Genomic DNA, 23,433 nt, shown 5'->3' with positions numbered 1-23,433 from the left:
AATCAACGACACGCTACACTAGGTTCCCTTGCGCGTCGCACCACCGGTCCAGCGCCCGTGTCCACTCGTGGGCGCGATGCAGGTCAAAGGCCAGATGGCAGGTTTCGATCACTGCGCAGTAGATGATCCCGGCGGGGATCGGGGAGATTTCCCCGACGGTGACGGCGACCATGGCTTCGTCGAGCAGGGCAAGGCCGTCGTTGAGCTCGCCCAGCATGATCTTTGCCTGCCCGAGGCCCAGCGTACCGAGGGCCGCCGTGTCAGCGTCGCCACGTGCCCGTCCGAGGTCGGCGGCCCGGGTGAAGGCTTCCGCGGCGGTGACGCCGTCGCCTTGGTAAAGGGCGCCCAGCCCGGCAGGGACGGACAGCAGGCCTTCGAAGGGGCAGGGCTCGGGCAGGTCCTCGACGATCCGGTGGGCGCGGGCGAGCCAGCCGGCGCTGCGGGCCGGTTCGCCCACCAGGATGAGGTTCAGCCCGGTCCAGACGGCGCAGCGGGCGGCGGCGGGGTAGTCGCCGTCGGCGAGGTACTTCAGGTGCGCCCGGGCCAGGATGTCCACTCCCTCGGAGCCGCGGCCGGTGAGGATGACGGAGGTGGCCAGCTGTTCCAGATCGCTGGCCGGAAGTTCGGCGTCCTGGTCGGCAGCGGTGTACTGCCCTACGGCGTCCGGCCAGCGCCGTTCGGCGTAGGCTTCCCGGCCGTGTGCGAGCGCAGACATCCCGTCTTCCCCGTTCCCGGTGGCGGGTCTAAGCCTGTGGGCGCTGCCCGGCCCGGCACTCCCGGAACCGGTGGTCGGCGCGGCCCGTCATCTGCTTTTCAGGCTACCGCCGGGGTTAAGGGGCGGCAAGGTGCGGGCTGAAGCGCCAACAGGCCCGAGCATTCCACCACGACGGCGGCGCCCGAGTTAGGCGCCAACGGCCGCCTCAGGTGTACATGAGGGAGCCGGGAGTGGTGAGGAGCTCGCCGGTTTCCAGCCAGGTCTTCAGGCCGGAAAGGATCATCGGCCAGCCGCCGTAGAGCTGTTCGTTAGCGCCGTCGCGGAGCTGGTCGTGGGTGACGGTCAGGCGGCAGGAATCGCCCACCGGTTCGATCTCCCAGGTAACCCGGGACGTGCCTTCGGCCTTGACGTCCTCACCCCACAGTGCGCGCATGCTCTGGACGAGCCGGCGGGGCGGGTCCACCTCCAGGTTCTCGCCCTCGCCCAGTGGTTCCCCGCCCTTGGTTGCCATCTCGAACCGGGATCCCGGCGTCCAGTCCGAGGTGATGACGGACCCGAACTGGTACTTGCTGCGGATCTCGCCGTCCGTGATGGCCTCCCAGAGCCGCTCCGGGGTGGTCTTGATGTAGATTTCGAAGATCTTTTCCATGGGGCTTTCCAATCTGGTTTTGAGGTCGCTGAGCCCAGCGGCCCATGGTTCGGCATATTTGCTCACCCAGCGGTCGTGGACCAGCCGGATGGGCACCGGATTCAGGAAGTGGAGTTTCTCCCGACCCCGACGGCGGGTCAGCACCAGGCCGGCTTCCTCCAGGACCCTGAGGTGCTTCATGACGCCGTAGCGGGTCATCTCGAAGCGGGCCTCAAGGGCGTGGAGGGTCTGCCCGTCGTTCCTGAAGAGCTCATCCAGGAGATCGCGGCGGGTGGCGTCGGCCAGGGCCTTGAATACGGCGTCCACAGATCCAGAATAGGTGACTGATTGGTCACATGTCTAGGGTGGCCACCAGACTGTCCTCATCAAGCGGACGCGTGTGAAGGACTGGCTGATCGGTGTTGCGGGGATGGTCCTCGTCCTGCGGGTGATGGCCGCGATCCTCTGGTGGGCGGTGAGCGACCCGGCAGGCCGGGGCGAGGCAGGGCCTGTGCCGACGCCGCCGGTGGGCGCCGACCGCCCGCCGGCCGCACAGCCTCCCGCCGACCTGCGCGAGGACGTAGTGTGGCTCGCCGACCTTGCACTGGACGCTGGGACAGTGGTGGCCGCGGGCTCGCTACTCCGCGACGTCCGGGCCGTCGGGCAGGACGTGGTCACGGGCCCGGACGGGCTGGTCGCTGGCCGGCTCGCCGTGGACGCGACAGTGCCGTTCGAGGTGGTCGCCAACAATCTCGGTAGCAGAACCGTGGTCCGCGCCGCGGACGGAGGCCAGGCCTCGGTAATTCGCACCGTCACGGCCCTGGGCCGCGAACTGCGCGTCACCGCTACCGGCACGGTCCGGGTCAAGGCCGGCAAGCTCATTGTCGAACCGCGCTCGATCGACGTAGGTGGGCCGGACTTCCTCTCCGACGCTACCGCCGCCGTCGTCCGCAGGTTCGTTTCCATCGAGCACAGCATCGAGGGCTTGCCCGAGGGCCTCGTGCTTCAGAATGTCGCCGTTCAGGGCGACGGCTTCCGCACCAACCTCCGGGGCGAGGACATCAAGCTCGTCCCGTAACCTAGCCATAGTGTCCGCGGGACCGGCCACAGGATAGCCAGCGCAAGAACCGGCACCAGGGAGACGCCGACGTCGGGAAACTGGCGGACGATGACGAACAGGTGGGTGTCGAACCGGGCAGGGGCGTAGATGAGGCACAGCCACAGCGCAAACCCGTCGAGGGCGAGGGTTGCGGCAGCCAAGGCCGGGGGAGCCCACCGCTTCCCGGCAGGGGCGTGTCGCCGCGGCAGCAGGAACCGGAGCGCCAGCCACAGGCTCAGCAGCTCCGCCAGCAGCAGTGCGAGCGAGATCGCCCAGCTGTAGCGCTGCAGCCAGTCCTCCTGCACCACCGCCGGCACCGGCACCTGGCCGTGGAGAATCCGCAGGACGTTGCTGTCGATCGCTCGCAGCCGTGACGGGGCAGCCGCGTCATTGCCGTTGATGACCAGGGCCACGCCAAGACGGGCGGACGGAACCATGGCCAGGTAAGTGTGGCTGTTGCCCCATTCGCCCTGATGCTCCAGGAGAAGAGGCAGCGTTTCCTCCGGGACGGCCGGTGTTGCGGGTTCGGCGGACTCCACAAGCGGCCTGGCGTACCAGCCCATGGCGTAGCGTTTGGATCCGTCCACCTGCGCCCGTGGCTCGAACATCGCCTTAACGCTCCCGGGCTGGAGGATCCGGGTCTCGCCGTATCGGCCGCCGTCGAGCAGAGCTATCAGCTCGTGGCTCAGGTCCTCTGCCGACGAGTACATCGTGGCGGACGGCATTCCGGTGGTGGGAGCGGGCACGTCAGTCTGCTGCCAGAACGAGCCGAACCACCGCGAATAGCCTGCAGCCGCGTTGTCGGCGCGGGCATCAGCTCGCGTCGGATGGCTGCGGGCCATCTCCAGGGGCCCGAAGACGTGCTGCTCAAGGTAGTCGCCGAACGGCTGGCCGGTGACCGTCTGCACCAGGAGGCCCAGTATGTTGAAGTTGACGTTGGCGTACCGGAAGGCCGCGCCCGGTTCGCCGGCCAGCGGGGATGCCGCCAGGGCCCGCACCCCTTCCTCGAGCGCTTCCGGGCCCTGCGCGTCGGAGGCTTCGAAGGCTGTGTCCTTCGTGGCCATGCCGCTGGCCTGATGGAGCAGGTGGCGGACGGTGATGGCTGACGAGCGGGTGTCGTCCAGCGTGAACCAGGGCAGGTAGGTCTGGACCGGCTCATCCAGCCGCAGACGGCCAGCCTCAACCTGCTGCAGCACGGCGATGGCGGTGAGGGTCTTGCTGGTGGAGGCCAGCAGTACCGGCGTCTGCGCGGTCATCGGCCGTCCGAAGTCATCGGCGCGGCCAAAGGCGGCGGCGTGCACCCGGACGCCGTCCCGGACGACGGCGACGGCGGCGCCCGGAATTCCGAGGGACTTGATCTGCTCCTGAAGGAAGGAGTCCAACTCCGCATAGGCCTGCTCGGGATTCGGAGGTTCGGTGGTCGGCGCCGCGGAACGGGCAGGTGCCGGCGGTGTGGTGCCGCCGAGGATGCCCGCGGCCAGAAGACACAACAGGAGACAGAGCGATGACCAGGGTAAAGTCCGCATTCCCGCACCTGCACTTCGGCTGACCGTTGCTTCACGGTATGACCGGACCAAGGGGAAAACAATGGCGCGCGGCGGGCGCTCTCGGAAACCGTGCGAAGCGGGTGCGGTAGTCGCTGATGATGGCGTCGACGCCGAGGTCCATCGGCCGCTCCATGTCCGCCGTGGTGTTGACAGTCAAGGGGATGACGGGCACGCCGAGCTCGTGGGCTTCGGTGCGGCAGCCGCTCCGGCAGCGGTCGCGACGGCGCGCCGCCGGCTTCGGGGCGCAGTTGCCTCTGCGGAGGCCCCCCGCACGGCCGAAACCTCAGCCAGTCGTGGAACTTCGGAGTTCCGCCAGAAGGTCAGCCAACTCGCCGGCCAGGGTATCGGCGGCCCGGACACTCTGCTCCGTGTACGAGCCTCGGCTCCCCAGCAGGTTCAGGCACCCGAGAAAAGCGCCCTCTTTGGCTATGACGGCATTCATCGCGGCCTCCAACTGGAGCGCGCCCAACGTGTCCTGGTGTTCGAAGGCGTCGGAATTGATGGCATGCTCATCTTCCGCGAGGAAGGATTCCAGTTGTCCTACGCACCGTCGGGTCCACTCTGCCCCCAACTCACTTGAAACCCCGCCCAGCCGGTAAATCCGTGGCATGTTGGAGTAGACGCGGACGAGATCGTGGCTCGCTGGGCGCCACAACGAAACGGTGACGAGCCGCCCGCCAACCAGGCGCAGTGCCGTGTTGGCCACGGACTCCAAAGCCTGGGCCGCCTGCCGGGGAACGGTGAATTCGATAATGCTCTCGGGAACGGGTCCCAAGCCGGTGTCTTCGGCGCGCTGCCTGGAGGCTTGCCTCTTCGATTCGGGCATCACGGGACCGGCCTCAGTTCTTTCATTTGGGATGCCGGTGGAGTTGCCCGGGAGAGCAGCACCACGCCCGTGAGGGCCGCGGCTCCGCCCACCAGCGACGCCGCCGTGGGCACTTCGGCGAGCAGGCCCCAGCCCAGGAGCAGGGAAAGCGCGGGGACTACGTAGAGCAGTGCACCGCCTTCCGCGACGCTGGTGCGGGCCAACGAGACGTTCCAGAAGGCGTAGGCCACGGCCGTGCTTACTCCGGCCAGGACCAGGAGTGCGGTCCAGAACATCGGGGTGAACGCTGCCGGATCAGCCGTGAACGTCGCGGTCGGCAACGTTGCCGCACCGCCGATGACGCTGCCCCAGAACACCACCTCCACCGGGGGTACGCGCTTGAACAGCGGTTGCTGGACGATGAGGAAGACTGATAGCACCAAGGCGGCGGCCACGATGTAGATCGCGTCGCGGTTGAATCCCACAGCGCTGCTGTCCCCGAGGGTAATCACTGCCACGCCCAGCACAGCAATAACGATGCCAACGTAGCCAAGCCTCGTGGTCCGTTCCCTGAGAACCAGGTAACTCAGCAGAAATGCGAACACCGGGGATATGTTCAACAGCAAACTCGTGGTGCCGGCAGGCACGGTGGCCTGGCCCAGGTTGAGCAGGAAGCCGTAGCCGGCGTAGCCGAGAATCCCGGTGAGCAGCATGCGCGGCACGTCGGCGCGTGTCAGGGCCAACCGCTGCCCCCGAATCAGCAGGAACGCACCCACGATGCCGGCGGACAGCAGGAATCGGACTGGAGTCAGGTCCTGGGGTGAAAGTACCTTGAGAGCTTCCCGCGTCGCCACATAGGTGGGCGCGGACGTAATGACCATCAGCACATCTGGTCTTCGGTACCAACCCGTCACTGCAGGGCCTTTCGTCGGAAAATGGCCCGTTGTTTCTGGGCGATTAATTTATCGTGGAACTATTGCTCTCCCGGACGATTTATTCGTACAGTACATGAATTAGCTCGTTCACGAAAGCAAAAATGTAAAGGATTCCATACGATGGATTCAAGGATCAAAGCACCCTCGGGGCAGCTTTCCCGGCGTTCCCTTCTCGTCGGTTCGGCCCTTCTGTTGGCCCCCACAGTGCTCGCCGCATGCGGGGTCAGCCCGTCGCCGTCGGCAGGAGGTACAGCCACCGGCACGGCCCGTCAGGGCGGAACGTTGCGTATTGCCCGGCCGCCGGCGTCGAAGGCCGAAACGCTGGACCCGGCCAGCTCCCTGTCCGCCTATGAATACCTGGGCGCCCTCTACAGCCGCCTGGTTAAACTGTCGCCCACCGGTGAGATCGTCGCGGACCTGGCAGATTCGTGGAGCCTTTCCCCGGACGCGCTGAGCTGGACGTTCGTGTTGCGCAAGGGCGTGACCTGGCATGACGGTAAGCCGTTCACTGCGCAGGACGTCATCTTCTCCATCCAGCACATTCTGGATCCGGCCACAAAGTCGCCCCAGGCAGGAGTGCTGTCGCCCTTCGTTGACGGCAATTCCATCACCGCCCCGGACGCCAACACAGTGGTCTTCGCACTCAAGTCCCCGAATGCGGAATTCGCCAGCCTCCTGACCGGCTACAACTGCTACATCATCCCCGCAGGCTCCGCAGCGACCATCGCCGCCAGCGGCATCGGCACCGGTCCGTTCAAGCTGAAGAGCTTCACCGCCGCAGGACCCGGCGCCGTCGTGCGAAACGAGAATTACTTCGGCGACAAGCCCAAGCTGGACGCCATCGAGTTCTCCAGCATTGCCGATACGCAGGCGCGGGTAAACGCACTGCTGGCCGGCCAGGTTGACCTCATCGCTCAGACGAACCTTGATTTCGCCACCGCCAAGACGGTTTTGGCCTCGTCCGTGGCCACGGTGTCCAGCGTCAAAAACGCCCAGTGGTACCCGGTTCCCATGCTGAACACCAGTGAGCAGTTCAAGGACGCGGACATCCGCCGTGCCTTCGCCCATGCCTACAACCCGGAAGAGGTCTTCAAGCTGGCCGTGCAGGGCAACGGAACCATCGCGCACAACAACCCGGTGCCGCCCACCGAGGCGTACTACCTCGACTACGGCCTGGGTTATGACCCGGACAAGTCGAAGTCCCTGCTCAAGGCCAAAGGGTTCGACACCTTTGAGGTGCCCGTCTACACGTCCAGCTACGACCCCGTCCTGTCCCCGCTCGCACTGGCCCTGCAGAGTTCCATGAAGTCCGCCAACATCAATTTGACGGTGACCAACTCGCCCGCGGATTCGTACTTCACGGATGTCTGGATGAAGAAGCCGCTGATGACCACCTACTGGTACACGGGCCGGCCGATCGACCAGCTGCTGAACCAGATCTTCCGCACCGGCTCCTCCTACAACGAGACGGCGTACTCCAATGCGCTGTTCGACCAGACCCTGGACGCAGCCCGCGGCACGGTCGACGCCGGCAAGCGCAAGACGCTCTACCAGGATGCGCAGAAGATCCTGATCGACGACGGCGGCTCGCTGACTCCGTTCTTCTCCGACCGGATGACCGGGCTGAGCAAGAAGGTAGTCAACTACAGTGAGCACGGGTTCGAGTTCGACTACATCAACATCGGGCTGCAGGCCTAATGCTGACGTTTTTCGCTAAGCGGATAGGCTGGTCCGTCTTCACGGTGCTACTGGCGACGGTGCTGGTCTTCAGCGCCATCCAGTCTTTGCCGGGAGACGCGGCCAGCCAGCTGCTGGGGCAGAACGCCACCCCCTCGGCAGTTGCCACGATGCGCCAGCAGCTGGGGCTCGACGAGCCTCCCGTCTCACGGTTCCTCAGCTGGCTGGGCAACGCGCTGCAGGGCAACTTCGGGAGGTCCCTTGTCAGTGGCGGCAGTGTGGGGGCAGAAGTAGGCTCGGCGCTGGTGAACACGTCGGTCCTGGCCGGCATCACCATCGTGATCGGCATCCTGCTGTCCCTGGTCTTGGGACTGGTAGCCGGACTGACCCGCGACCGCTGGCCCGACATCTCGATTTCCACGTTGGCGCTCGTAGGGATGAGCGTCCCGGAGTTTGTGGTGGCAACGGTGCTCGTTTTGCTGTTCTCCATCTACATCCCGATCTTCCCGGCTGTCGTGATTGCCGGCCAGAATGCCTCGTTGGCCGAGATCCTGCCGTCCGTGTGGCTGCCCGCAGCCGCGCTGATCTGCGTCCTGGCGGCCTACATCATCCGCATGATGCGGACCTCCGTGATCGATGTGATGGACAGCGAGTTTGTCCGCACCGCCATCCTGAAGGGCAACTCCACGCCGCGGATTGTGTTCCGGCACATCCTTCCCAGTGCGATGCTCCCTACGCTGAACGTCATCGCCATGAACGTCGCCTGGCTGGTGGGTGGCGTGGTGGTGGTGGAGAGCATCTTCAATTACCCGGGCATCGGCACCTTGATGATCCGCTCCGTCCAGACGCGTGATCTTCCCGCCATCCTGCTGATCACGGTGATGAGCGCCCTGACCTACGTGGTGTGCAATCTGTTGGCGGACCTTGCGGCGTTCCTGCTCAACCCCCGACTGCGTTACCCGAGGAGCGCCAAATGAGTGCCACGACGACGACGGCGGCCCCGGCTTTAGCGGCGCCCGGCAGCCTTACCCGGGTGGTCCGGTCCATCCTGAAGTCACGCTCTGCGACTTTCGGCTTCGGGCTGGTGATCCTGAACATCCTGCTTGCGCTGTTCGCGCCGCTGCTGACTGCATACGATCCCATCGCCACGGACGCGATGGTCGCGCTGCAGGAGAGTTCGGGCGCGCACCTGCTTGGCACCGATGCGCTCGGCAGGGACACCCTCACACGGACGCTGTTCGGTGGCCAGTATGCGCTGGCCATCAGTTTCACGGCCACCGCCCTGACGGTACTGCTGGGATCCGTCATCGCCGGCATCGCCGCCTACCGCGGCGGCATCGTGGACGATGTCATCACCCGGGTGCTGGACTCCGTGCTGGCCGTCCCGGCCATCTTGTCGATGCTTGTGGTGGTGACCATCTTCGGGACCGGTCCGTGGGTGATCATCCTGGCGGTGGTGGTCGTCTATACCGGCGGCGTGACCCGAATAGTCCGGGCAACGGTGATGGATGTGCTCCCGAAGGATTACATCACTGCTGCCAAAGCCCGCGGTGAGGGGATGTTCTCCGTCCTGGCCCGCGAGGTGTTCCCGAATGTCCTGGACGTCATCCTGGTGGAGTTCGCCATGCGCGCTTCCTGGGTGGTGCTGCTGATCAGCTCGCTGTCCTTCCTGGGCTTCGGAGCCAGTCCTCCCACGCCTGACTGGGGCCTGATGGTGGCGGAAAACCGAAACCTGATGTCCGTCGTGCCGCTCGCCACCCTGTCCCCGATCGCGGCGCTGGCCACCTTGATCGTCGGCCTCAACCTCGCAGCCGACGGGCTCGCCAAGAGCCTCGGTGTTGACCGTATGAAAGAAGTGCTGGGCTGATGACACCAGAGACCATAACCTCCAACACGCGGCGCGGATCGGCCCAAAACGTCGATGACAACCGAGTGGTGCAGATCCAAAACCTCGGCATCTCCTACCGGACCGGCAAACGCGAGGTCTCCGTCCTGAAGGACATTAACCTCGTCCTCGGCCGGGGCCGTGTCCTGGGCCTGGTGGGTGAATCCGGTTCCGGAAAGTCCACGCTCGCCGGCGCCCTGCTGGGATCCCTGCGCGTCGGCTCTTTCGTTGCCGCCGGAACCGCCGGCGTTTCCGGCCAGGACGTTTTCGCCCTCCGGACGAAGGAACTGCGCCAGTTCCGGATCAGCGAAGTGGCGATGGTCCCGCAAAACGCGGGCAGCGCGCTGACGCCGACCATGAAAATCCAGGAGCAGATCACAGAGGCGCTGCACTCGCTCAAAGGGAACAAGGCCGCCCAGCGCCGCCGGGCCGAAGAATTGCTGCGGCTGGTACGCCTGCCCGATCCCGCCCAGGCCCTTGACCGCTACCCTCACCAGTTTTCCGGCGGACAGCAGCAGCGCATCGGGATCGCCGTCGCGCTGGCAGCCAACCCCACCCTGCTGGTGCTGGACGAGCCCACCACCGGTTTGGACGTGGTGACGCAGGCGGCCATCCTGGACCTGCTCGCGGAGTTGCAGGTTTCGCTGGGCATGTCCATGGTGCTGGTCAGCCACGATCTGGGTGTCATCGACAAGATGTGCACCGATGTTGCCGTCCTGCGGCGCGGCGAGATCGTGGAAGCCGGTGCCACCCGGGAGGTGCTGGCAAATCCCCGGCACCCCTACACCCGCGGACTCCTGGCGAGCGTGCCGCGCATAGACGTCCCTGGTATCCCGCCCAGCATGGACCAGGATGCGATCGACGCGGGCATCGACTCGGTACAGGACCAAGGAGTGTACCGGCGGACCGCGCCCCAGACGGCACAGCCCGTCTTGACCGTGGAGTCCTTGAGCATCGACTACCGCCGCAAGCACGTGCCCGGCACCGGGGCCACCGTGAAGGACGTCAGCTTCACAGTCAATGCCGGCGAAGTGGTGGCCTTGGTAGGCGAATCCGGCTCGGGCAAATCATCCATCGCCAACGCGATCGCCGGGCTGCAGAAAACCGCCGGAGGCCGGATTTCCCTGGCTGACGGCGGCGAACTGGCCAAGACGGTGTCCGGCCGGCCCAAGAACCTCAGGCAGGCCATCCAGCTGATTTTCCAGAACGCCGACACGTCCTTGAACCCGCGCCAGACCGTGCGGACTGCTATCCAACGGCCCATCAACCTGTTCGGCGTGAAGGACGCCAGCGTGCAGCAATCCCTGGCCGACGTGGACCTGCCGGACGGCTTCGCGCAGCGCCTTCCCGGCCAGCTCTCCGGCGGCCAGCGCCAGCGGGTGGGCATCGCCCGGGCCGTGGCGGCAGCACCTGCGCTGGTGCTGGCGGATGAAGTGGTCTCCGCCCTTGACGTCTCGGTGCAGTCCTCGATCCTGCGGCTGATGGATGACTTGAGCCGGGAAAAGTCCCTCGGCTTTCTGTTCATCACCCACGACCTGGCGGTCGTGCGCGCAATCGCCGATCGGGTGGTGGTGCTGTACCTGGGCCGCATTGTGGAGGAAGGGACGGTGGAGGAGATCTTCGCGTCCGTTTCCCATCCCTACACCAGGCTGTTGCTGGACTCCGTCATTGAGCTCGGGGATGACCACGAGGCCAAGATGAAGGCCGTGAAGGACGAGATTCCCGCCGCCCCGCCCGAGCACGGCTGTCCCTTCGCCAGCCGCTGCCCCCTGGTCCGGGACGTTTGCCACACCGTCGCCCCGCCCACCATCGCCGTGAGTGCCAGCCACAACATCCAATGCCACGCCGACGTGGCCGAACTCGCTGGCGCAGCAGCACCAGCACTGGAAGGAAACCGGACATGCTGATTCGCAGCGACTTTCCCCACACCGTCACCGTGATGGAGAACGTTGTCATCCCCATGAAAGACGGCACCAGACTGGCCGCGACCATCTGGCTGCCGGAAAACGCCGCGGCGGAGCCGGTGCCGGCGCTGCTGGAATACCTCCCGTACCGCCGATGCGACTGGACGGCGCCCCGCGACGCCCAGCGGCACCCGTGGTACGCCGGCCACGGCTACGCGTCGGTGCGCGTCGACATGCGCGGCTGCGGTGATTCGGAAGGAGTGATGCTCGATGAATACCATGAACAGGAACAGGCCGACGGCGTCGAGGTCATCGAGTGGCTGGCTGCCCAGCCGTGGTGCACCGGGAAGGTCGGAATGTTCGGCATCTCCTGGGGCGGTTTCAATTCCCTACAGCTGGCTGCCGAGCAGCCTGAAGCGCTGAAGGCGATTGTCACTGTTTGTTCCACCGACGACCGGTACGCGGACGACGTCCACTACTTCGGCGGCGCCATGCTGGGCATCGATATGACCTCGTGGGCGGGCACCATGCTGGCCTTCCAGTGCCGGCCGCCGGCGCCGTGGCGGGTCGGGGAGAACTGGGAGGTCATGTGGAAGGAGAGGCTGGAAGCCCTCCAGCCGTTCTCCGAAATCTGGATGGACCATCAGGAACGGGACGATTACTGGCGTCACGGCTCTGTCAACGAGGACTACTCCAAGATCACCGCGGCGGTGATGGCCGTGGGTGGCTGGGCGGATCCCTACCGGAACACGGTGTTCCGGCTGCTGGAAAACCTCGAGTCGCCCGTGCAGGGTCTGATAGGGCCTTGGTCGCACCAGTATCCCGACATCGCCCGCACTCCCGGGCCCACCATCGGCTTCCTGCAGGAAACGTTGCGCTGGTGGGACTACTGGCTCAAGGGCATCGACACCAAGATCATGGATGAACCCGCCCTGCGCGCCTATCACCAGGAGTCGGTCCGGCCGGCGACCAACTACCCGGAACGCGCCGGCTCCTGGGTGGGCCTCGAAGGCTGGCCCTCGGCCGCCGTCGGACGCTCCACCTTTAATCTGGCCACCGACCTGCGCAGCCTTGCAACGGAACCACCAGCAGCACGCGGCGGTGGACACCCCGCAGCACAACGGCGTGGACGCCGCCCGTTGGTTCCCGTTCGGCAATGCCTCGGATCTCCCGCCGGACCAGCGCTCCGAGGACGGGCGGTCGGTGGTCTTCGAGACCGGCGTCCTGGACAAGGACATCAACCTGCTCGGCTTCGCGCGCCTGGGATTGCGGGTTGCCAGCACCACGGCCCGGGGGAACGTCATCGCGCGGCTCTGCGATGTCGCTCCGGACGGCTCGTCAACCCTGATTACCCGCGGAGCCATCAACCTCGCCCGGCGGCACGGGATGGACCGGGCGGACGAGCTGGTGCCCGGCGAGTTCGTGGATGCGTCGATCCAGTTTGTCGCCATGTCGTGGCAGGTTCCGGCCGGGCACAAGCTGCGGCTCGCGCTGTCCACCACTTACTGGCCCTGGATCTGGCCACACGGGGAGCAGGGCGCTGTGACCATAGATGCTGCTGCCAGCGAGCTGACCCTGGACGAACTGGATGCGTCGGCAATCGGAGCGGCGGACATCCGCTTTGAGGAGGCCGAACAGGCGCCCGCGCTTAACATCCAAGCCGGGCCACCCCTTCTGGCCCGGCCCGAACGCGAAGTCCGGTACGAGCCGCAGTCGGAAAGCTGGACCCTCACCGTGGATCCCAATTACGGTGGGAATCGGATCTATCCGGACGGACTGCATTTCGGTGAAGACGCCCTGGAATCGTATTTCATTTCGGGCAACGACCCACTGAGTGCCAAAGCTGAATCGCAATGGAAAATCAGCTTGAGCAAGGATGACTGGGCCGTCCGGATAGAAACCCATGCGACCGTCACGGCCTCGGCTGAGCACTATGTGCTGCGCAATACGGTGCGTACCTTTAAAGGCGAGGACCTATTCTTTGAAAGAACCTTTGAGAAAAACATTGACCGGACGTCCGCGTAAATTAGGGGAGAGCGAGCACAACGAAATGGCCGCCGCCGCACAGGATCACTTCGATCGTCCGCGTGCCAAGACAGCGGGGGAGCGCCAGCGTCATCCCACTGAGGTCCGCCGGCAACTGGTGGTCGACGCCGCCCGGGACCTCATTGCGGACAAGGGATTGTTCAATGTTTTGATCCGGGATATCTCCAAGGCCTGCGGTGTTTCACCCGGCACAATTTCCTATCACTTCAAGGGCCTCGACGAAGTGCTCATGGAAGTGGTGAAGGCGGAAACAGCCGATTTCTACGTTCCATTGCAGCAAAGTGCGAAGGGATCCGGGGACCCAGGGAAGGAGCTCCTGTACTTCCTGGAAGGAATGTTCGGGTCTGACGCCAACTCCCGCCGGCACTGGCTGATCTGGCTCGACTTCTGGTCAGCGGCAGCCCGGGATGAACAGTACGGCGAATGGATGAACGCCCACTACACGGCCTGGCGCGACGCCCTTCAGGACGTGACCGAGCGCGGAGTCAGCGAAGGGTCGTTTTCCTGCGCTGATCCCCGCGGTTTTGCCATTGAAACCGCCGCCTTGGTGGACGGGCTGGCGGTGCAGTGTTACTCCCGCGGGTCGGTCATTCCCGTAGACATGGCCCGTGAGCTATTGGTGAAGTTCGTTAAGCGGGAATTGCAGATTTCCTAACCTGCTTGATGAGAGCGGGCGGCCGACGGCCCGGCCGCCCGCAGCAGACCGGTCCCAGCTAGCGCCGGGCCAACGATGCCGGGAACTCCGCGGGTGCCGCAGGCTCACCGGCAGCTAGGGTCCCGCCCTGACTATGGGCCCGGGCAATCCCGCCGGTCAACGCCATCGCGATGGTGAGCACCGCCGTCAGCAGCACTCCGAGGCCGACGTGAACGTGGAGCAGTGGGGCGCCGGCGGCAGCGCCGGCCAGGATCAGGACGACGGACCCGAGCCGCCTTCCCCGGTGCGCGCCGGTGCCGCCGCCGAGCCGTGAATCGGCGGCCAGGCCCGTGAGGGTCGATGTCACCACCACCGTGGTGGCATCATTGACGCTGAGGTGGCGGGCAGTGGCGGCCTGGACGCCCATGTCCGTCGCCATGGCACCGGTGATGCCCAACGTGACGGGGCCTCCGGCCTGTGGGGCGTGCCCGAACAGCACTGACGCCGCCGCGGCCATCGCCACCTCGTCGACGGTGAGCAGGGCCGTGGTCCTCTTGTTCCAGCCCGCCGTTTCCGGCTTAAGGAGGCTCCGGGCGATAACGGCACCGATGATGAACCCTGCCAGGGCAATGGACGGTCCCAGGACCGGCAGTTCCTCGGCACTGAAGAGGGCCATCCCGAGGATGACGACGTTGCCGGTCATGTTGCCGGTGAACACGCGGTCCAGCCCTAGGTAGCCCACCGCGTCAATGGAGAGGGGCACGTTGACCGCCGGCAGCCCTGCGATCCCGGCCACACACGTCAGTTGCACGGTGGCGCGCCGAATTCGTTCGATGGCATCCCCGCCGAGGGCTGACTCGGGGAGGAGCGGCGCCACGGATGAGGCCGACGGCAGTATCAGCACCCCGCCGAAAACCGCGGAGCAAATGTGCTGCCGGGCGGCCCGGAGCACGTCCCGCGCGCCTTCGGCCTGTCCCGGCTCGATGATCGAGGCCGTCCGGAACCGGGCGGCTACATCGGCGCCGAGGAATGCCCAGTGCCGGCTGATCCAGGCGCCGTGCTGCTGCCAGGCCTCGAAGCCATGCACGGTCTGGAACGCTGCGAGCCAGCCGGGCAGCTTGGCGGTCCGAAGGCCCGGGGACTCCAGGGCAGGCAGCTCCGGACTTCCGGCCCAGTCAGCGAGGAACTGCTGGCTGGAATGTCCGACGTCGGGTTCCGCCAGGGCGATCAGCAATCGTAGCCGCCACCCTTAGGGAGCACCACGGCTTGCTGTGGTGCCGGGACCCCTCCGCGCCGCGTAGCAAGGCTCCCTTTTTCCCTGGCCTCAGGTCGGTCCATAATGGCCACATAGGCTTCGGGGACCCTCGCGCCGGTGATGGCTGGCACGGCGGTGAAGAGTCCCGGGTGGCTGCCCGGCATTCGGCGCGACGGGTGGTCACGGCCCCCGGACAAGGACGCAGCGGGGACCGAAAACTGGGGGAGCCGCGCCGTCGCTGCGACACATCACTGCAGAGAAGGAAATCGTCATGCTCACCGATGCAAACATTCTGGCTGTCCTCCCCGCGAAGGACATCAACAGGGCGAAGGATTTCTACCGGGACAAACTGGGAATGGAACCCTCGGATTCCATGGAGGAGGGCAGCGTGATGTACCGCTGCGGCAACGGAACGGGCTTCCTCGTTTACCAGACAGAGAACGCAGGGTCAGCCAAAAACACCCAGATGGGCTGGGAAACGGATAACCTCCAACGCGAGATGGAGGATCTGCGGGGCCGCGGCGTCGTCTTCGAAGACTATGATTTTCCCGGCCTGAAGACGGAGAACGGGGTTGCCACCAATGACTGGGGACTGTCTGCCTGGTTCCTGGACAGCGAGGGCAACATCCTCAGCCTCTCCCAGCGCACATAAACCCGGAGCTGGCACCGGTCAGCAACGCAAAGCTTCGCTGCCGCCGGCAACGAAGCCGGAGCGAACCGGTCCCCGCCTCAGGGCGGGAGCCGGTTCGGTGCTACCGGCGTTCGAAACGCGGGCACCTGCTAATCGTCAGCTGCACCCGTGGCTCGAACATCGCCTCAACGCTCCCGGGCTGGAGGATCCGGGCGTCGCCGTAGCGGCCGCCGTCGAGCAGAGCCATCAGTTCGTGGCTCAGGTCCTCGGCCGACGAGTACATCGTGGCGGACGGCATTCCGGTGGTGGGCGCGGGGACGTGGGTCTGGTGCCACCAGGCGCCGAACCACCGCGAGTAGCCGGCAGCTGCTTTGCCTGCGCGGGCCTCGGCCCGCGTCGGATGGCTGTAGGCCATCTCCAGGGGCCCGAATACGTGCTGTTTCAGGTAGTCGCCGAACGGCTGGCCGGAAACCGTCTGCACCAGGAGGCCCAGGATGTTGAAGTTGGTGCTGGCATACCGGAAAGCCGCGCCGGGTTCGCCGGCCAGCGGGGATTCTGCCAGGGCCCGAACCCCTTCTTCGAGGGCTTCGGGGCACTGCGCGTCGGAGGCTTCGAAGGCCGTGTCTTTCGAGGCCATGCCGCTGGTCTGATGGAGCAGGTGGCGGACGGTGATGGCTGACGAGCGGCCGTCGTCCAGCGTGAACCAGGGCAGGTAGGTCTGCACTGGCTCATCCAGCCGCAGTCGGCCAGCCTCGACCTGCTGCATGACGGCGATAGCCGTGAGGCTCTTGCTGGTGGAAGCCAGCAGCACCGGCGTTTGTGCCGTCATCAGCCGTCCAGAGTCATCGGCGCGGCCAAAGGCGGCGACGTGCACCCGCACCCCATCCTGAACGACGGCGATAGCGGCGCCCGGAATGCCAAGGGCCTCGACTTGCTCCTGCAGGAAGGAGTCCAACTCCGCGTAGGCCTTCTCCGGATTCAGGGGTCCGGTGGCCGGCGCAGCGGGAGCGCCAGGTGAAGGAGGTGTGACGCCGCCGAGGACGCCCAATGCCAGACAGCACAACAGGAGCCAGAGCCGTCCTACTTTGGCGGCTGCGGCTGGGGGGAGGTGCGTCCACGGACCTGGCGGTCTTAAGAGGCGCCCGGGACTAGATATCCCGGCATATTGACTGCCTCCGACCGGAGGAATAGCGTCTGCTTCAACGGGGTCATCCCCGTTTTCGCGGATTCACCCATGGACTTCATCCCGCACCGAATATAGGCGGGGTCTACGGGCGCGCTCCGTTGCGGTGGCTGCGATTGCGCTCGGTGTGGCACGTGCCCCCGCGGCGACAACTGAAATGGGACTGTAGGAAAGGGACGGGTCATGCCGAAGTATCTGTTTGAGGCGACGTACGTGGGCCAAGGCATCAAGGGGCTTATGCAGGAAGGCGGCACAAAGCGGCGTGAGGCTCTTACGGAGGCCCTCAAGTCTGTAGGCGGATCGCTCGAGAGCTTCTACTACGCATTTGGTTACTACGACGTCCTCGGCGTTTTTGAGGCGCCGGACGATGCAAGTGCTGCCGCACTGTCGCTGATGATCAATTCGACGGGGAACGTCAACGTTCGCCTGAAGCCCCTCCTGACGGTCGAAGACCTCGACGAAGCCGCCAAGAAGACGCCGTCCTACCGGGCTCCGGGACAGTAGGGGCTGGTCGGCACCCGGCCGATGGGGCAGGAGGCACGCACTAGCCGAGGGACAGGCGGATCGGGAAGCGGCAGACGTGCCGTGCACGCTGACGCCGTCGGTGGAGCCGTTGGTGCACACCTGTATCCTGACAATGCAGGTTGACTGGTTCCAGGGGCCATCAACCAAGCTCGGGTCGCGGCGGGATGACGGGTCCGGAATCTTGGACGTAGCCAGCCACGTTGTCGACGATCCCCCCGGACTCTTGGAACGGATCTTTATCTCTGACACGCCAGCTCCTGTCGAAACCCCGACGTCTGTCCTCAAGCCTTCGAGCAGAGCTACGGTGGTTGAGGGTGCCCTCGTGACCTGGGCCGAGGCTGGTGAGAGCATGACCGCGCGATGGCGTTCGGCGAACGGCAGACCGGCGCCGACGCGCGTCGAAGTGGTGTCCGACTCTCTCACGGCCGATGATGCGAACCGGATGGCGTCACAGGGGATCGCGATGCTCTGGCACGGCGACTTCCACAACGCACGGCAGATCCTCAACGCCTTGGACCGGCGGATAGGTGCCGGAAAGAAAGAGATCGCAGCAACTCCGGCCGATAAGTTCTATCGGCACCGCCAGTCCCGCTCGCACCGTGCACGCGTTCTCGGCCTGCTGCTGATACCTCTTGATCCGGGCCCGGTGGTGCCGCTGCGCCGCGCACCGGACATCCGGCAGGCCGCCGCTGAAGCGTACGGTGATATCGGCGAATCTTCCATTGTGTCCCTGCATGAGCTTGTCGGGGCCATTGGCGCCCACGAGTGGCGACGTAATGGCGTCTACGTCGATGCCCTGCAGGGCCGCATCCACCCGCACTACGGCACGTTCTTCCCCACACGGAGTGAGTATGTGGACCTCGTGGCCGCCCCTGCGCTGCCCGCTGACACGCTGGCGTTCGACGTCGGAACCGGCACCGGGGTGCTCGCTGCCGTCCTCGCGCGCCGCGGAGTCCGCCGCGTGGTGGCCACGGACAATGAACCGCGTGCCATCGCCTGCGCCGGTGAGAATTTCCGGAACCTCGGTGTCCAGGACCGTGCGGAGGCCGTCCTGACCGACATGTTTCCGCCCGGACGGGCACCGCTGATTGTGTGCAACCCGCCCTGGATTCCGGCCACTCCGCATTCCAGCCTGGACAGTGCAGTCTATGACCCCGGAAGCAGGATGCTGTTCCGCTTCCTGAACGAACTCTCCGACCATCTGGAGCCGGGCGGTGAGGGCTGGCTTGTCCTCTCCGACCTGGCCGAGCACCTTGGCCTGCGGTCGCGTGACGATCTGCTGACGGCCATCAAGGCCGCCGGGCTGAAGGTGATGGAACGGCTCGACACCAAGCCGACGCATCCGAAGGCATCGGACCGGGACGATCCTCTGTTCGAGGCGCGCACGGCCGAGGTCACGTCCCTATGGCGGCTTGTTCCCCGATAGTCACAACCTTCCGCCGTCGGGAATCACGACGGCGGCCCGTTCACAGCTCCCGGTCCGTCGAGCAACGCGCTGGTGCTGCTTTGTGGCACGACGACGTGGACGGCGTTGCGCTGGACGGTGAAGTCGGTGGGCGTGGTGGTCGCGATCTCGCCGTCGAGGTTCACCGGCAGCGGCTGGTCGGTGACCAGCCGCACACTCCTGGTGGTCAGGTGGTACACCCGGTCGTGTTTGATGAAGCTTCCGTCCTTGAGCAGCCGTGCCATGCTCACGTGCTCCCGCCAGAATTGCGTAGATATCAAGGATGTGGTCATCGATCCCTGCGGTGGGGGAGACCGTGTTGCCGCCGCCGTAATGCCGGCCGTTGCCGACCGCCACCTGAAGCAGATCCTCGAGCTCCAGCGGCTCGTGGTCGCCCTCCGGGAACTCGAGGCGGGCCCTAAATGGCTTGTGCCGGGCATAAGCCCGAAGCGTGGCGATGCTGTAGGCCAACGGCCCGATGTACCGCTTCAGGCGGGGGCTGAGCGCTTCGGTAACCGCCACCGAGAGGCCCACGGATGCCACGTTGAGGAACGGCTCACCGTTGGCCCGGCCGAGGTCGATGTCCACCACCTTGCCTTCGGCGACGGTGGCGCACGCCTCGGCAAGATTGTTCGGTATCTCCAGCGTGCGGGCGAAGTCGTTGGCGGTGCCCAGTGGAAGAACGCCGAGCATAACGTTGGTGCCGGCAACCCGGCCGGCGGCGTAGGAGATCGTCCCGTCGCCGCCGCCGACAACCATTAGGTCGTGCCCGTCCGCAAGCGCCCGGTCGAGCGTCCCGGACAGCTCTGCCCCCGACCGCACGCGGTGCACGGCGAAGATTGGCACGCCGGCCTTACGCATCGCGTCCACGGCAAGTTCGTGTGACGCCCCCCGACGGGAACCGGCGTTGATCACAACGGCGGCAGAGCGTGCGTCCCGGGCAGCCTTCATGTGGGTCATGGTAGGCCGCGGACCTGTGAATTCCGTTAGCCGGCCACCGCCGCCTTCGCGGCCTGCGAGGCCGCCATCCACTCGCTCAGCCACGGGGCCCGGACGCTGGAGGTGATCCGGCAGTCGGCCACGAAGGTTCCCCTGGCGCCGGCGTCGATCCAGTCCGTGAGCGCGGAAAGGTCCGCCAGGGAGCGGATGATCGCCGATTCGGCACCAAGGGCTCGAGCGACGCCGCTGAAGTCCACCTCGGGGATCAGCATGGGCTTATCGGTCAGGCCCCGGGAGCCGTACTGGTGGATTTCGGCTCCATAGGCGGCATCGTTATAGATCACGACGACGGCGCTGCTCGCCGCCCCAATCAGCGATTCGAGGTCGGACAGGCCCATCAGGAAACCGCCGTCGCCAGAGGCCAGCACCAGGGTGCGGCCGTCCTCCACAGCGCGGGCCGCCCCGACGGCGCTGGCAAGGCCAAGACCGATGGCCTGGTAGGCGGTCCCCACCATGACCAGGTCCTGGGGCCTCGGGATGCGCCAGTACATGGGTGCCCAGCCGACGAAGTGCCCTCCGTCCTGGACCACCGTGCGGCGCTCCGGCAGGATGGCATCCAGTGCCGTGGCAAGGGAACGCGGGTCCAGCCGGCCGTCCGGCGTCTCCGCTGAGCCTGGATGGTGGGCCGGTCCTTCGGCCAGGCGCTTGCGGGCTTCCGCGCGCCACGCTTCAGCGCGGCTGGCGTTCGGCGAGGCCGGGCCGTCCAGCACCCGGAGGATCCGTCCCGCAGCAGACTTCACGTCCGCGCTGACGAAGGTGTCCACCCAGGGGTGCGTCGGCTGCAGTGCGGCGTCGATCTGGATGACGGTGCTGTCCGGGCCGAGCAAATGCCCGAACCGCATGGTGAAGGGGCTCAGGCTCGCCCCGGCCACCAGGACCACGTCGGCCTCGCCCATGAGCCCTGCCGCGGTGTCCGTGCTGAAGCCGCCCGCGACGCCGAGATACCCCTCGCCCTGGAGGAGGTTGAGCGCCAGGGCGGTTCCGGCGGTCAGCGCGCCCAGGCGGTCGGCGAGCTCCCGGAGCTCCGGGCCGGCGCCGGCGAGATGTGCGCCGCGGCCGGCGAGGATCAGCGGCCGCTTCGCGCCGGCGAGCAGGCGGGCTACCTGCCCCAGGCCGCCGTCGACGTCGTCATTCACGGTCGGTGCCAACGGCGCCGGAAGCTCTTTATCTGTCGCCTCGAGTGCCGCGAGGTCGTAGGGGATGGCAATCACGACGGCGGTGCGCTTGGTGAGTGCGTACTCCACCGCCTGCTGCGTGATGGAACCCGCGGCGTCGCGGGTGACGGTGAAGGTGGCCGCGCCGAGGCCTGCGGCGATGGCCGCCTGGTCCACGTCCTGAGGGCGGGCGCCGCTGCTCGGAGCGTCCCCGGTGACCAGCACGACGGGAATTTGTGCCTGGACCGCCTCGGCCAGGGCGGTGAGCGCGTTGGTGTAGCCGGGGCCGTAGGTGGTGGTGCCCGCTGCGAGACGTCCTGACGTCCGGTAGTAGGCGTCGGCTGCGGCGATGGCGGCGCCTTCATGGCGGACGGCGGAGAAGCGGAGGCCCAGCTTCTCAGCGGCGTCCAGGAAGTAGACGTTTCCGTTGCCCATGACACCGAAGAGATCGGTGAGATAGCTGCTGAGAACCTGTGCCACGCGGCCGGAGACGGTGAGTGAATTCATGCAGCAATTTTGTGTGCTGGGTCACGAATCGGCAAGAGCGTTGTTTTTGACTGGGATTTTTGGCAGTCGGAAGTCGTTCGAAGTGAAAATCTGCACGCTTGTGGTGGGGGTCATGCGCATTAGTCGGCGGGGCGGGATTCCTGTTCCGAGAGCCGGGCCAGAAGGCCGTCGTACCGCGGGGGCATGAGTTCCAGCACTGAAATGGCGGTGCTGGTCCGCTGGATGCCGTCGATTCCCAGGATCTCGTTGGTAATGCGGTAGAGGTCGGCTGTGCCGCGGGCCACCACCTTGGCCATGAGGTCCGCATCCCCGGTGGTGGCGTGCACCTCGATGACCTCCGGGATCGCGGCGAGCCCGTCTTCCACCGCTCCGGTCCGCGTCTGGCTGATGGACAACGAAAGGAAGGCCATGAGCTCATAGCCCAGCGCGGCGGGGTCCAGCCTGCGGCTGAAGGACCGGAGGGCGCCGTTGCGCTCGAGCCGCGCCAGCCGGGCGTGGACAGTGTTCCGTGCGACGCCGAGCGTCCGCGAGAGTGCCAGGGCGCTGGCTTCGGGATCCGTGTCCAGGGCCAGGATGATCCTGCCGTCGAGGGAATCCAGGGTGCGGGGGTTCGGGATGGTCATATTTTCACCGCAGACAGTAGAAGTTGAGCAGAAGTCCCAATGAGATGAGGGTATCTTGCATTGTGGGGCGGCTCACAATCATGATCGGTCCTCATGACCCATGATCAGCTCCTCACCGCACCGGACACAGCGTTTCCCACCCTTCGTGGCGCTGTGGCCGGACTTCCGTCCTACGTCCCGGGACGGCGGAGCGCCGGCCTGGACATTGCAACCCTCGCCAGCAACGAAAGTCACTACGAGCCGCTGCCCGCGGCCGCCGCTGCGGTGACCGAAGCGGCCGGCACCATGAACCGCTACCCGGACAGTGCCGCCGTCGAACTCCGCGAACGGCTCGCCCGGCACCTGGGCGTCACCGTCGGGGAGGTCGCGGTGGGGCCCGGCAGTGTGGGGGTCCTCCAACAGATCATCACCGGACTGTGCGACGCCGGCGATGAAGTGATTTTCGCCTGGCGCTCCTTCGAGGCGTACCCCATCCTGGTTGAGCTGGCCGGCGCCCGGCCGGTCCGCATCCCGTTGGACGACGCCGAGGGCCACAACCTCGAGGCCATGGCCGCGGCCGTCACTGACCGCACCAAGGTGATCCTGCTCTGCACTCCCAACAACCCCACCGGCGTGCCGATCAGCCACGAGCGCATCGAGGCCTTCCTGCAGTCCGTCCGTTCCGACATCCTGGTGGTGGTCGACGAGGCCTACGTGGAGTACGCCGAAGCGGGCAGCGGCCCCGATTCCCTGTCGCTCTACCGCCAGCACCCGAACGTCTGCATCCTGCGCACCTTCTCGAAGGCCTACGGACTCGCCGGCCTGCGCGTGGGCTACGCCGTGGCGGCGCCGGCTATCGCCGAGGGACTGCGCCGCACCGCCCTTCCCTTTTCGGTGAGTGCGCTGGCCCAGAAGGCTGCCATCGCGTCGCTGGACGCCGGGGAAGAGATGGAATCGCGGGTGACAGCCGTCAAGCAGGAGCGCGCCCGGATGGCCGCGCAGCTGGAAGCGCAGGGCTGGAAACTGCAGCCAAGCCAGGGCAATTTCCTGTGGATCCGCACGGATGACAGCCTCCGGGCAAGGCTGGTGGACGCGTTCGACCGCGCCGACATCCTGGTCCGGGCGTACCAGGGCGACGGCGTGCGGATCACCGTTGCCGATTCCGCCTCCAACGATCGCGTGCTCCGGCTCCTCGAAGCCCACGCTGCCTAGAAACTTTCTGACCCTTATCTATCCGTTCCACAACCAGAGGACTCCC

The 23,433-nt window shown here is 66.2% G+C and carries 20 protein-coding genes and 3 pseudogenes; 13 read left to right on the top strand and 10 right to left on the bottom strand.

The window, feature by feature from the left end:
* Positions 1 to 13: 13 nt before the first annotated feature.
* Positions 14 to 715 carry a hypothetical protein gene (locus ACVWZ8_RS02970; RefSeq protein WP_456503741.1) on the bottom strand — a complete coding sequence of 234 codons (702 nt, stop codon included), beginning with the start codon at positions 713 to 715 and terminating at the stop codon, positions 14 to 16.
* Positions 716 to 920: 205 nt separating this feature from the next.
* Positions 921 to 1,670 (bottom strand): ArsR/SmtB family transcription factor, encoded by a 750-nt coding sequence (locus ACVWZ8_RS02965; RefSeq protein ID WP_456503740.1) that lies wholly within the window; start codon positions 1,668 to 1,670, stop codon positions 921 to 923.
* Positions 1,671 to 1,743: 73 nt separating this feature from the next.
* Here ACVWZ8_RS02965 and ACVWZ8_RS02960 point away from each other — a divergent pair, with 73 nt between their 5' ends.
* Complete coding sequence (locus ACVWZ8_RS02960) at positions 1,744 to 2,421, top strand: LmeA family phospholipid-binding protein (protein WP_456503739.1); 678 nt, start codon at positions 1,744 to 1,746, stop codon at positions 2,419 to 2,421.
* Here the strand turns inward: ACVWZ8_RS02960 and ACVWZ8_RS02955 are convergent.
* The 3 genes from ACVWZ8_RS02955 to ACVWZ8_RS02945 form a co-directional block, all read right to left on the bottom strand.
* Positions 2,364 to 3,968, bottom strand: a complete 1,605-nt coding sequence (locus ACVWZ8_RS02955; protein WP_456503738.1) for a serine hydrolase domain-containing protein — start codon at positions 3,966 to 3,968, stop codon at positions 2,364 to 2,366. The two genes, ACVWZ8_RS02960 and ACVWZ8_RS02955, sit on opposite strands and share 58 nt — an antisense overlap.
* Before the next feature lie 304 nt (positions 3,969 to 4,272).
* Complete coding sequence (locus tag ACVWZ8_RS02950) at positions 4,273 to 4,818, bottom strand: hypothetical protein (RefSeq protein WP_456503737.1); 546 nt, start codon at positions 4,816 to 4,818, stop codon at positions 4,273 to 4,275.
* Positions 4,815 to 5,675 carry a DMT family transporter gene (locus ACVWZ8_RS02945; protein WP_456503736.1) on the bottom strand — a complete coding sequence of 287 codons (861 nt, stop codon included), beginning with the start codon at positions 5,673 to 5,675 and terminating at the stop codon, positions 4,815 to 4,817. The genes ACVWZ8_RS02950 and ACVWZ8_RS02945 overlap by 4 nt, the downstream gene beginning before the upstream one ends.
* Positions 5,676 to 5,849: 174 nt before the next feature.
* Between ACVWZ8_RS02945 and ACVWZ8_RS02940 the strand changes: the two genes are divergently transcribed.
* The 8 genes and pseudogenes from ACVWZ8_RS02940 (at position 5,850) to ACVWZ8_RS02905 (ending at position 13,896) form a co-directional block, all read left to right on the top strand.
* Positions 5,850 to 7,427 carry an ABC transporter substrate-binding protein gene (locus ACVWZ8_RS02940; RefSeq protein ID WP_456503735.1) on the top strand — a complete coding sequence of 526 codons (1,578 nt, stop codon included), beginning with the start codon at positions 5,850 to 5,852 and terminating at the stop codon, positions 7,425 to 7,427.
* The gene (locus ACVWZ8_RS02935) at positions 7,427 to 8,383 is read left to right on the top strand and encodes an ABC transporter permease (protein ID WP_456503734.1); all 957 of its coding nucleotides are present in this window, start codon (positions 7,427 to 7,429) and stop codon (positions 8,381 to 8,383) included. Before ACVWZ8_RS02940 ends, ACVWZ8_RS02935 begins: the two co-directional genes overlap by 1 nt.
* The gene (locus ACVWZ8_RS02930; RefSeq protein ID WP_456503733.1) at positions 8,380 to 9,273 is read left to right on the top strand and encodes an ABC transporter permease; all 894 of its coding nucleotides are present in this window, start codon (positions 8,380 to 8,382) and stop codon (positions 9,271 to 9,273) included. Before ACVWZ8_RS02935 ends, ACVWZ8_RS02930 begins: the two co-directional genes overlap by 4 nt.
* Complete coding sequence (locus ACVWZ8_RS02925; protein ID WP_456503732.1) at positions 9,273 to 11,198, top strand: dipeptide ABC transporter ATP-binding protein; 1,926 nt, start codon at positions 9,273 to 9,275, stop codon at positions 11,196 to 11,198. The genes ACVWZ8_RS02930 and ACVWZ8_RS02925 overlap by 1 nt, the downstream gene beginning before the upstream one ends.
* Positions 11,129 to 12,130: pseudogene (locus ACVWZ8_RS02920) on the top strand (CocE/NonD family hydrolase); the annotation flags it as partial. The gene ACVWZ8_RS02925 and the pseudogene ACVWZ8_RS02920, both read left to right, overlap by 70 nt.
* A pseudogene (locus ACVWZ8_RS02915) lies at positions 12,117 to 12,701 on the top strand (CocE/NonD family hydrolase C-terminal non-catalytic domain-containing protein); the annotation flags it as partial. The pseudogenes ACVWZ8_RS02920 and ACVWZ8_RS02915, both read left to right, overlap by 14 nt.
* 36 nt (positions 12,702 to 12,737) lie before the next feature.
* Entirely contained in the window at positions 12,738 to 13,220 is a 483-nt protein-coding gene (locus ACVWZ8_RS02910; RefSeq protein WP_456506002.1) for a hypothetical protein, read from the top strand.
* 25 nt (positions 13,221 to 13,245) lie between these two features.
* Positions 13,246 to 13,896, top strand: a complete 651-nt coding sequence (locus tag ACVWZ8_RS02905) for a TetR/AcrR family transcriptional regulator (protein ID WP_456503731.1) — start codon at positions 13,246 to 13,248, stop codon at positions 13,894 to 13,896.
* A 58-nt stretch (positions 13,897 to 13,954) separates the two neighbouring features.
* Here ACVWZ8_RS02905 and ACVWZ8_RS02900 read toward each other — a convergent pair whose 3' ends face one another.
* On the bottom strand, positions 13,955 to 15,109 hold the full coding sequence (locus tag ACVWZ8_RS02900; RefSeq protein WP_456503730.1) for a DUF1275 family protein: 1,155 nt from the start codon (positions 15,107 to 15,109) through the stop codon (positions 13,955 to 13,957).
* Positions 15,110 to 15,401: 292 nt separating this feature from the next.
* Between ACVWZ8_RS02900 and ACVWZ8_RS02895 the strand changes: the two genes are divergently transcribed.
* Entirely contained in the window at positions 15,402 to 15,782 is a 381-nt protein-coding gene (locus ACVWZ8_RS02895; RefSeq protein ID WP_456503729.1) for a VOC family protein, read from the top strand.
* A 100-nt stretch (positions 15,783 to 15,882) separates the two neighbouring features.
* On the opposite strand, the gene ACVWZ8_RS02890 is transcribed toward ACVWZ8_RS02895, so the two are convergent.
* Positions 15,883 to 16,716 carry a serine hydrolase domain-containing protein gene (locus ACVWZ8_RS02890; protein WP_456503728.1) on the bottom strand — a complete coding sequence of 278 codons (834 nt, stop codon included), beginning with the start codon at positions 16,714 to 16,716 and terminating at the stop codon, positions 15,883 to 15,885.
* 411 nt (positions 16,717 to 17,127) lie between these two features.
* Between ACVWZ8_RS02890 and ACVWZ8_RS02885 the strand changes: the two genes are divergently transcribed.
* The gene (locus ACVWZ8_RS02885; protein ID WP_456503727.1) at positions 17,128 to 17,448 is read left to right on the top strand and encodes a GYD domain-containing protein; all 321 of its coding nucleotides are present in this window, start codon (positions 17,128 to 17,130) and stop codon (positions 17,446 to 17,448) included.
* A gap of 370 nt (positions 17,449 to 17,818) precedes the next feature.
* Positions 17,819 to 18,895: a methyltransferase gene (locus ACVWZ8_RS02880; protein WP_456503726.1), complete on the top strand. Its 1,077-nt coding sequence runs from the start codon at positions 17,819 to 17,821 to the stop codon at positions 18,893 to 18,895.
* Between the two features lie 23 nt (positions 18,896 to 18,918).
* On the opposite strand, the pseudogene ACVWZ8_RS02875 reads toward ACVWZ8_RS02880, so the two are convergent.
* The 3 genes and pseudogenes from ACVWZ8_RS02875 to ACVWZ8_RS02865 all read right to left on the bottom strand — a co-directional run bounded on the left by ACVWZ8_RS02875 (position 18,919) and on the right by ACVWZ8_RS02865 (position 22,196).
* Positions 18,919 to 19,873, bottom strand: a pseudogene (locus tag ACVWZ8_RS02875) (lipid kinase).
* 26 nt (positions 19,874 to 19,899) lie between these two features.
* Complete coding sequence (locus ACVWZ8_RS02870) at positions 19,900 to 21,573, bottom strand: thiamine pyrophosphate-binding protein (protein ID WP_456503725.1); 1,674 nt, start codon at positions 21,571 to 21,573, stop codon at positions 19,900 to 19,902.
* 119 nt (positions 21,574 to 21,692) lie between these two features.
* Complete coding sequence (locus tag ACVWZ8_RS02865) at positions 21,693 to 22,196, bottom strand: Lrp/AsnC family transcriptional regulator (protein WP_456503724.1); 504 nt, start codon at positions 22,194 to 22,196, stop codon at positions 21,693 to 21,695.
* Between the two features lie 93 nt (positions 22,197 to 22,289).
* Between ACVWZ8_RS02865 and hisC the strand changes: the two genes are divergently transcribed.
* The gene (hisC, locus tag ACVWZ8_RS02860) at positions 22,290 to 23,387 is read left to right on the top strand and encodes a histidinol-phosphate transaminase (protein ID WP_456503723.1); all 1,098 of its coding nucleotides are present in this window, start codon (positions 22,290 to 22,292) and stop codon (positions 23,385 to 23,387) included.
* Positions 23,388 to 23,433 lie beyond the last annotated feature (46 nt).

The sequence above is a fragment of the Arthrobacter sp. UYCu723 genome (genome assembly GCF_054059215.1).
This window is presented reverse-complemented; position numbering and strand designations above follow the sequence as displayed.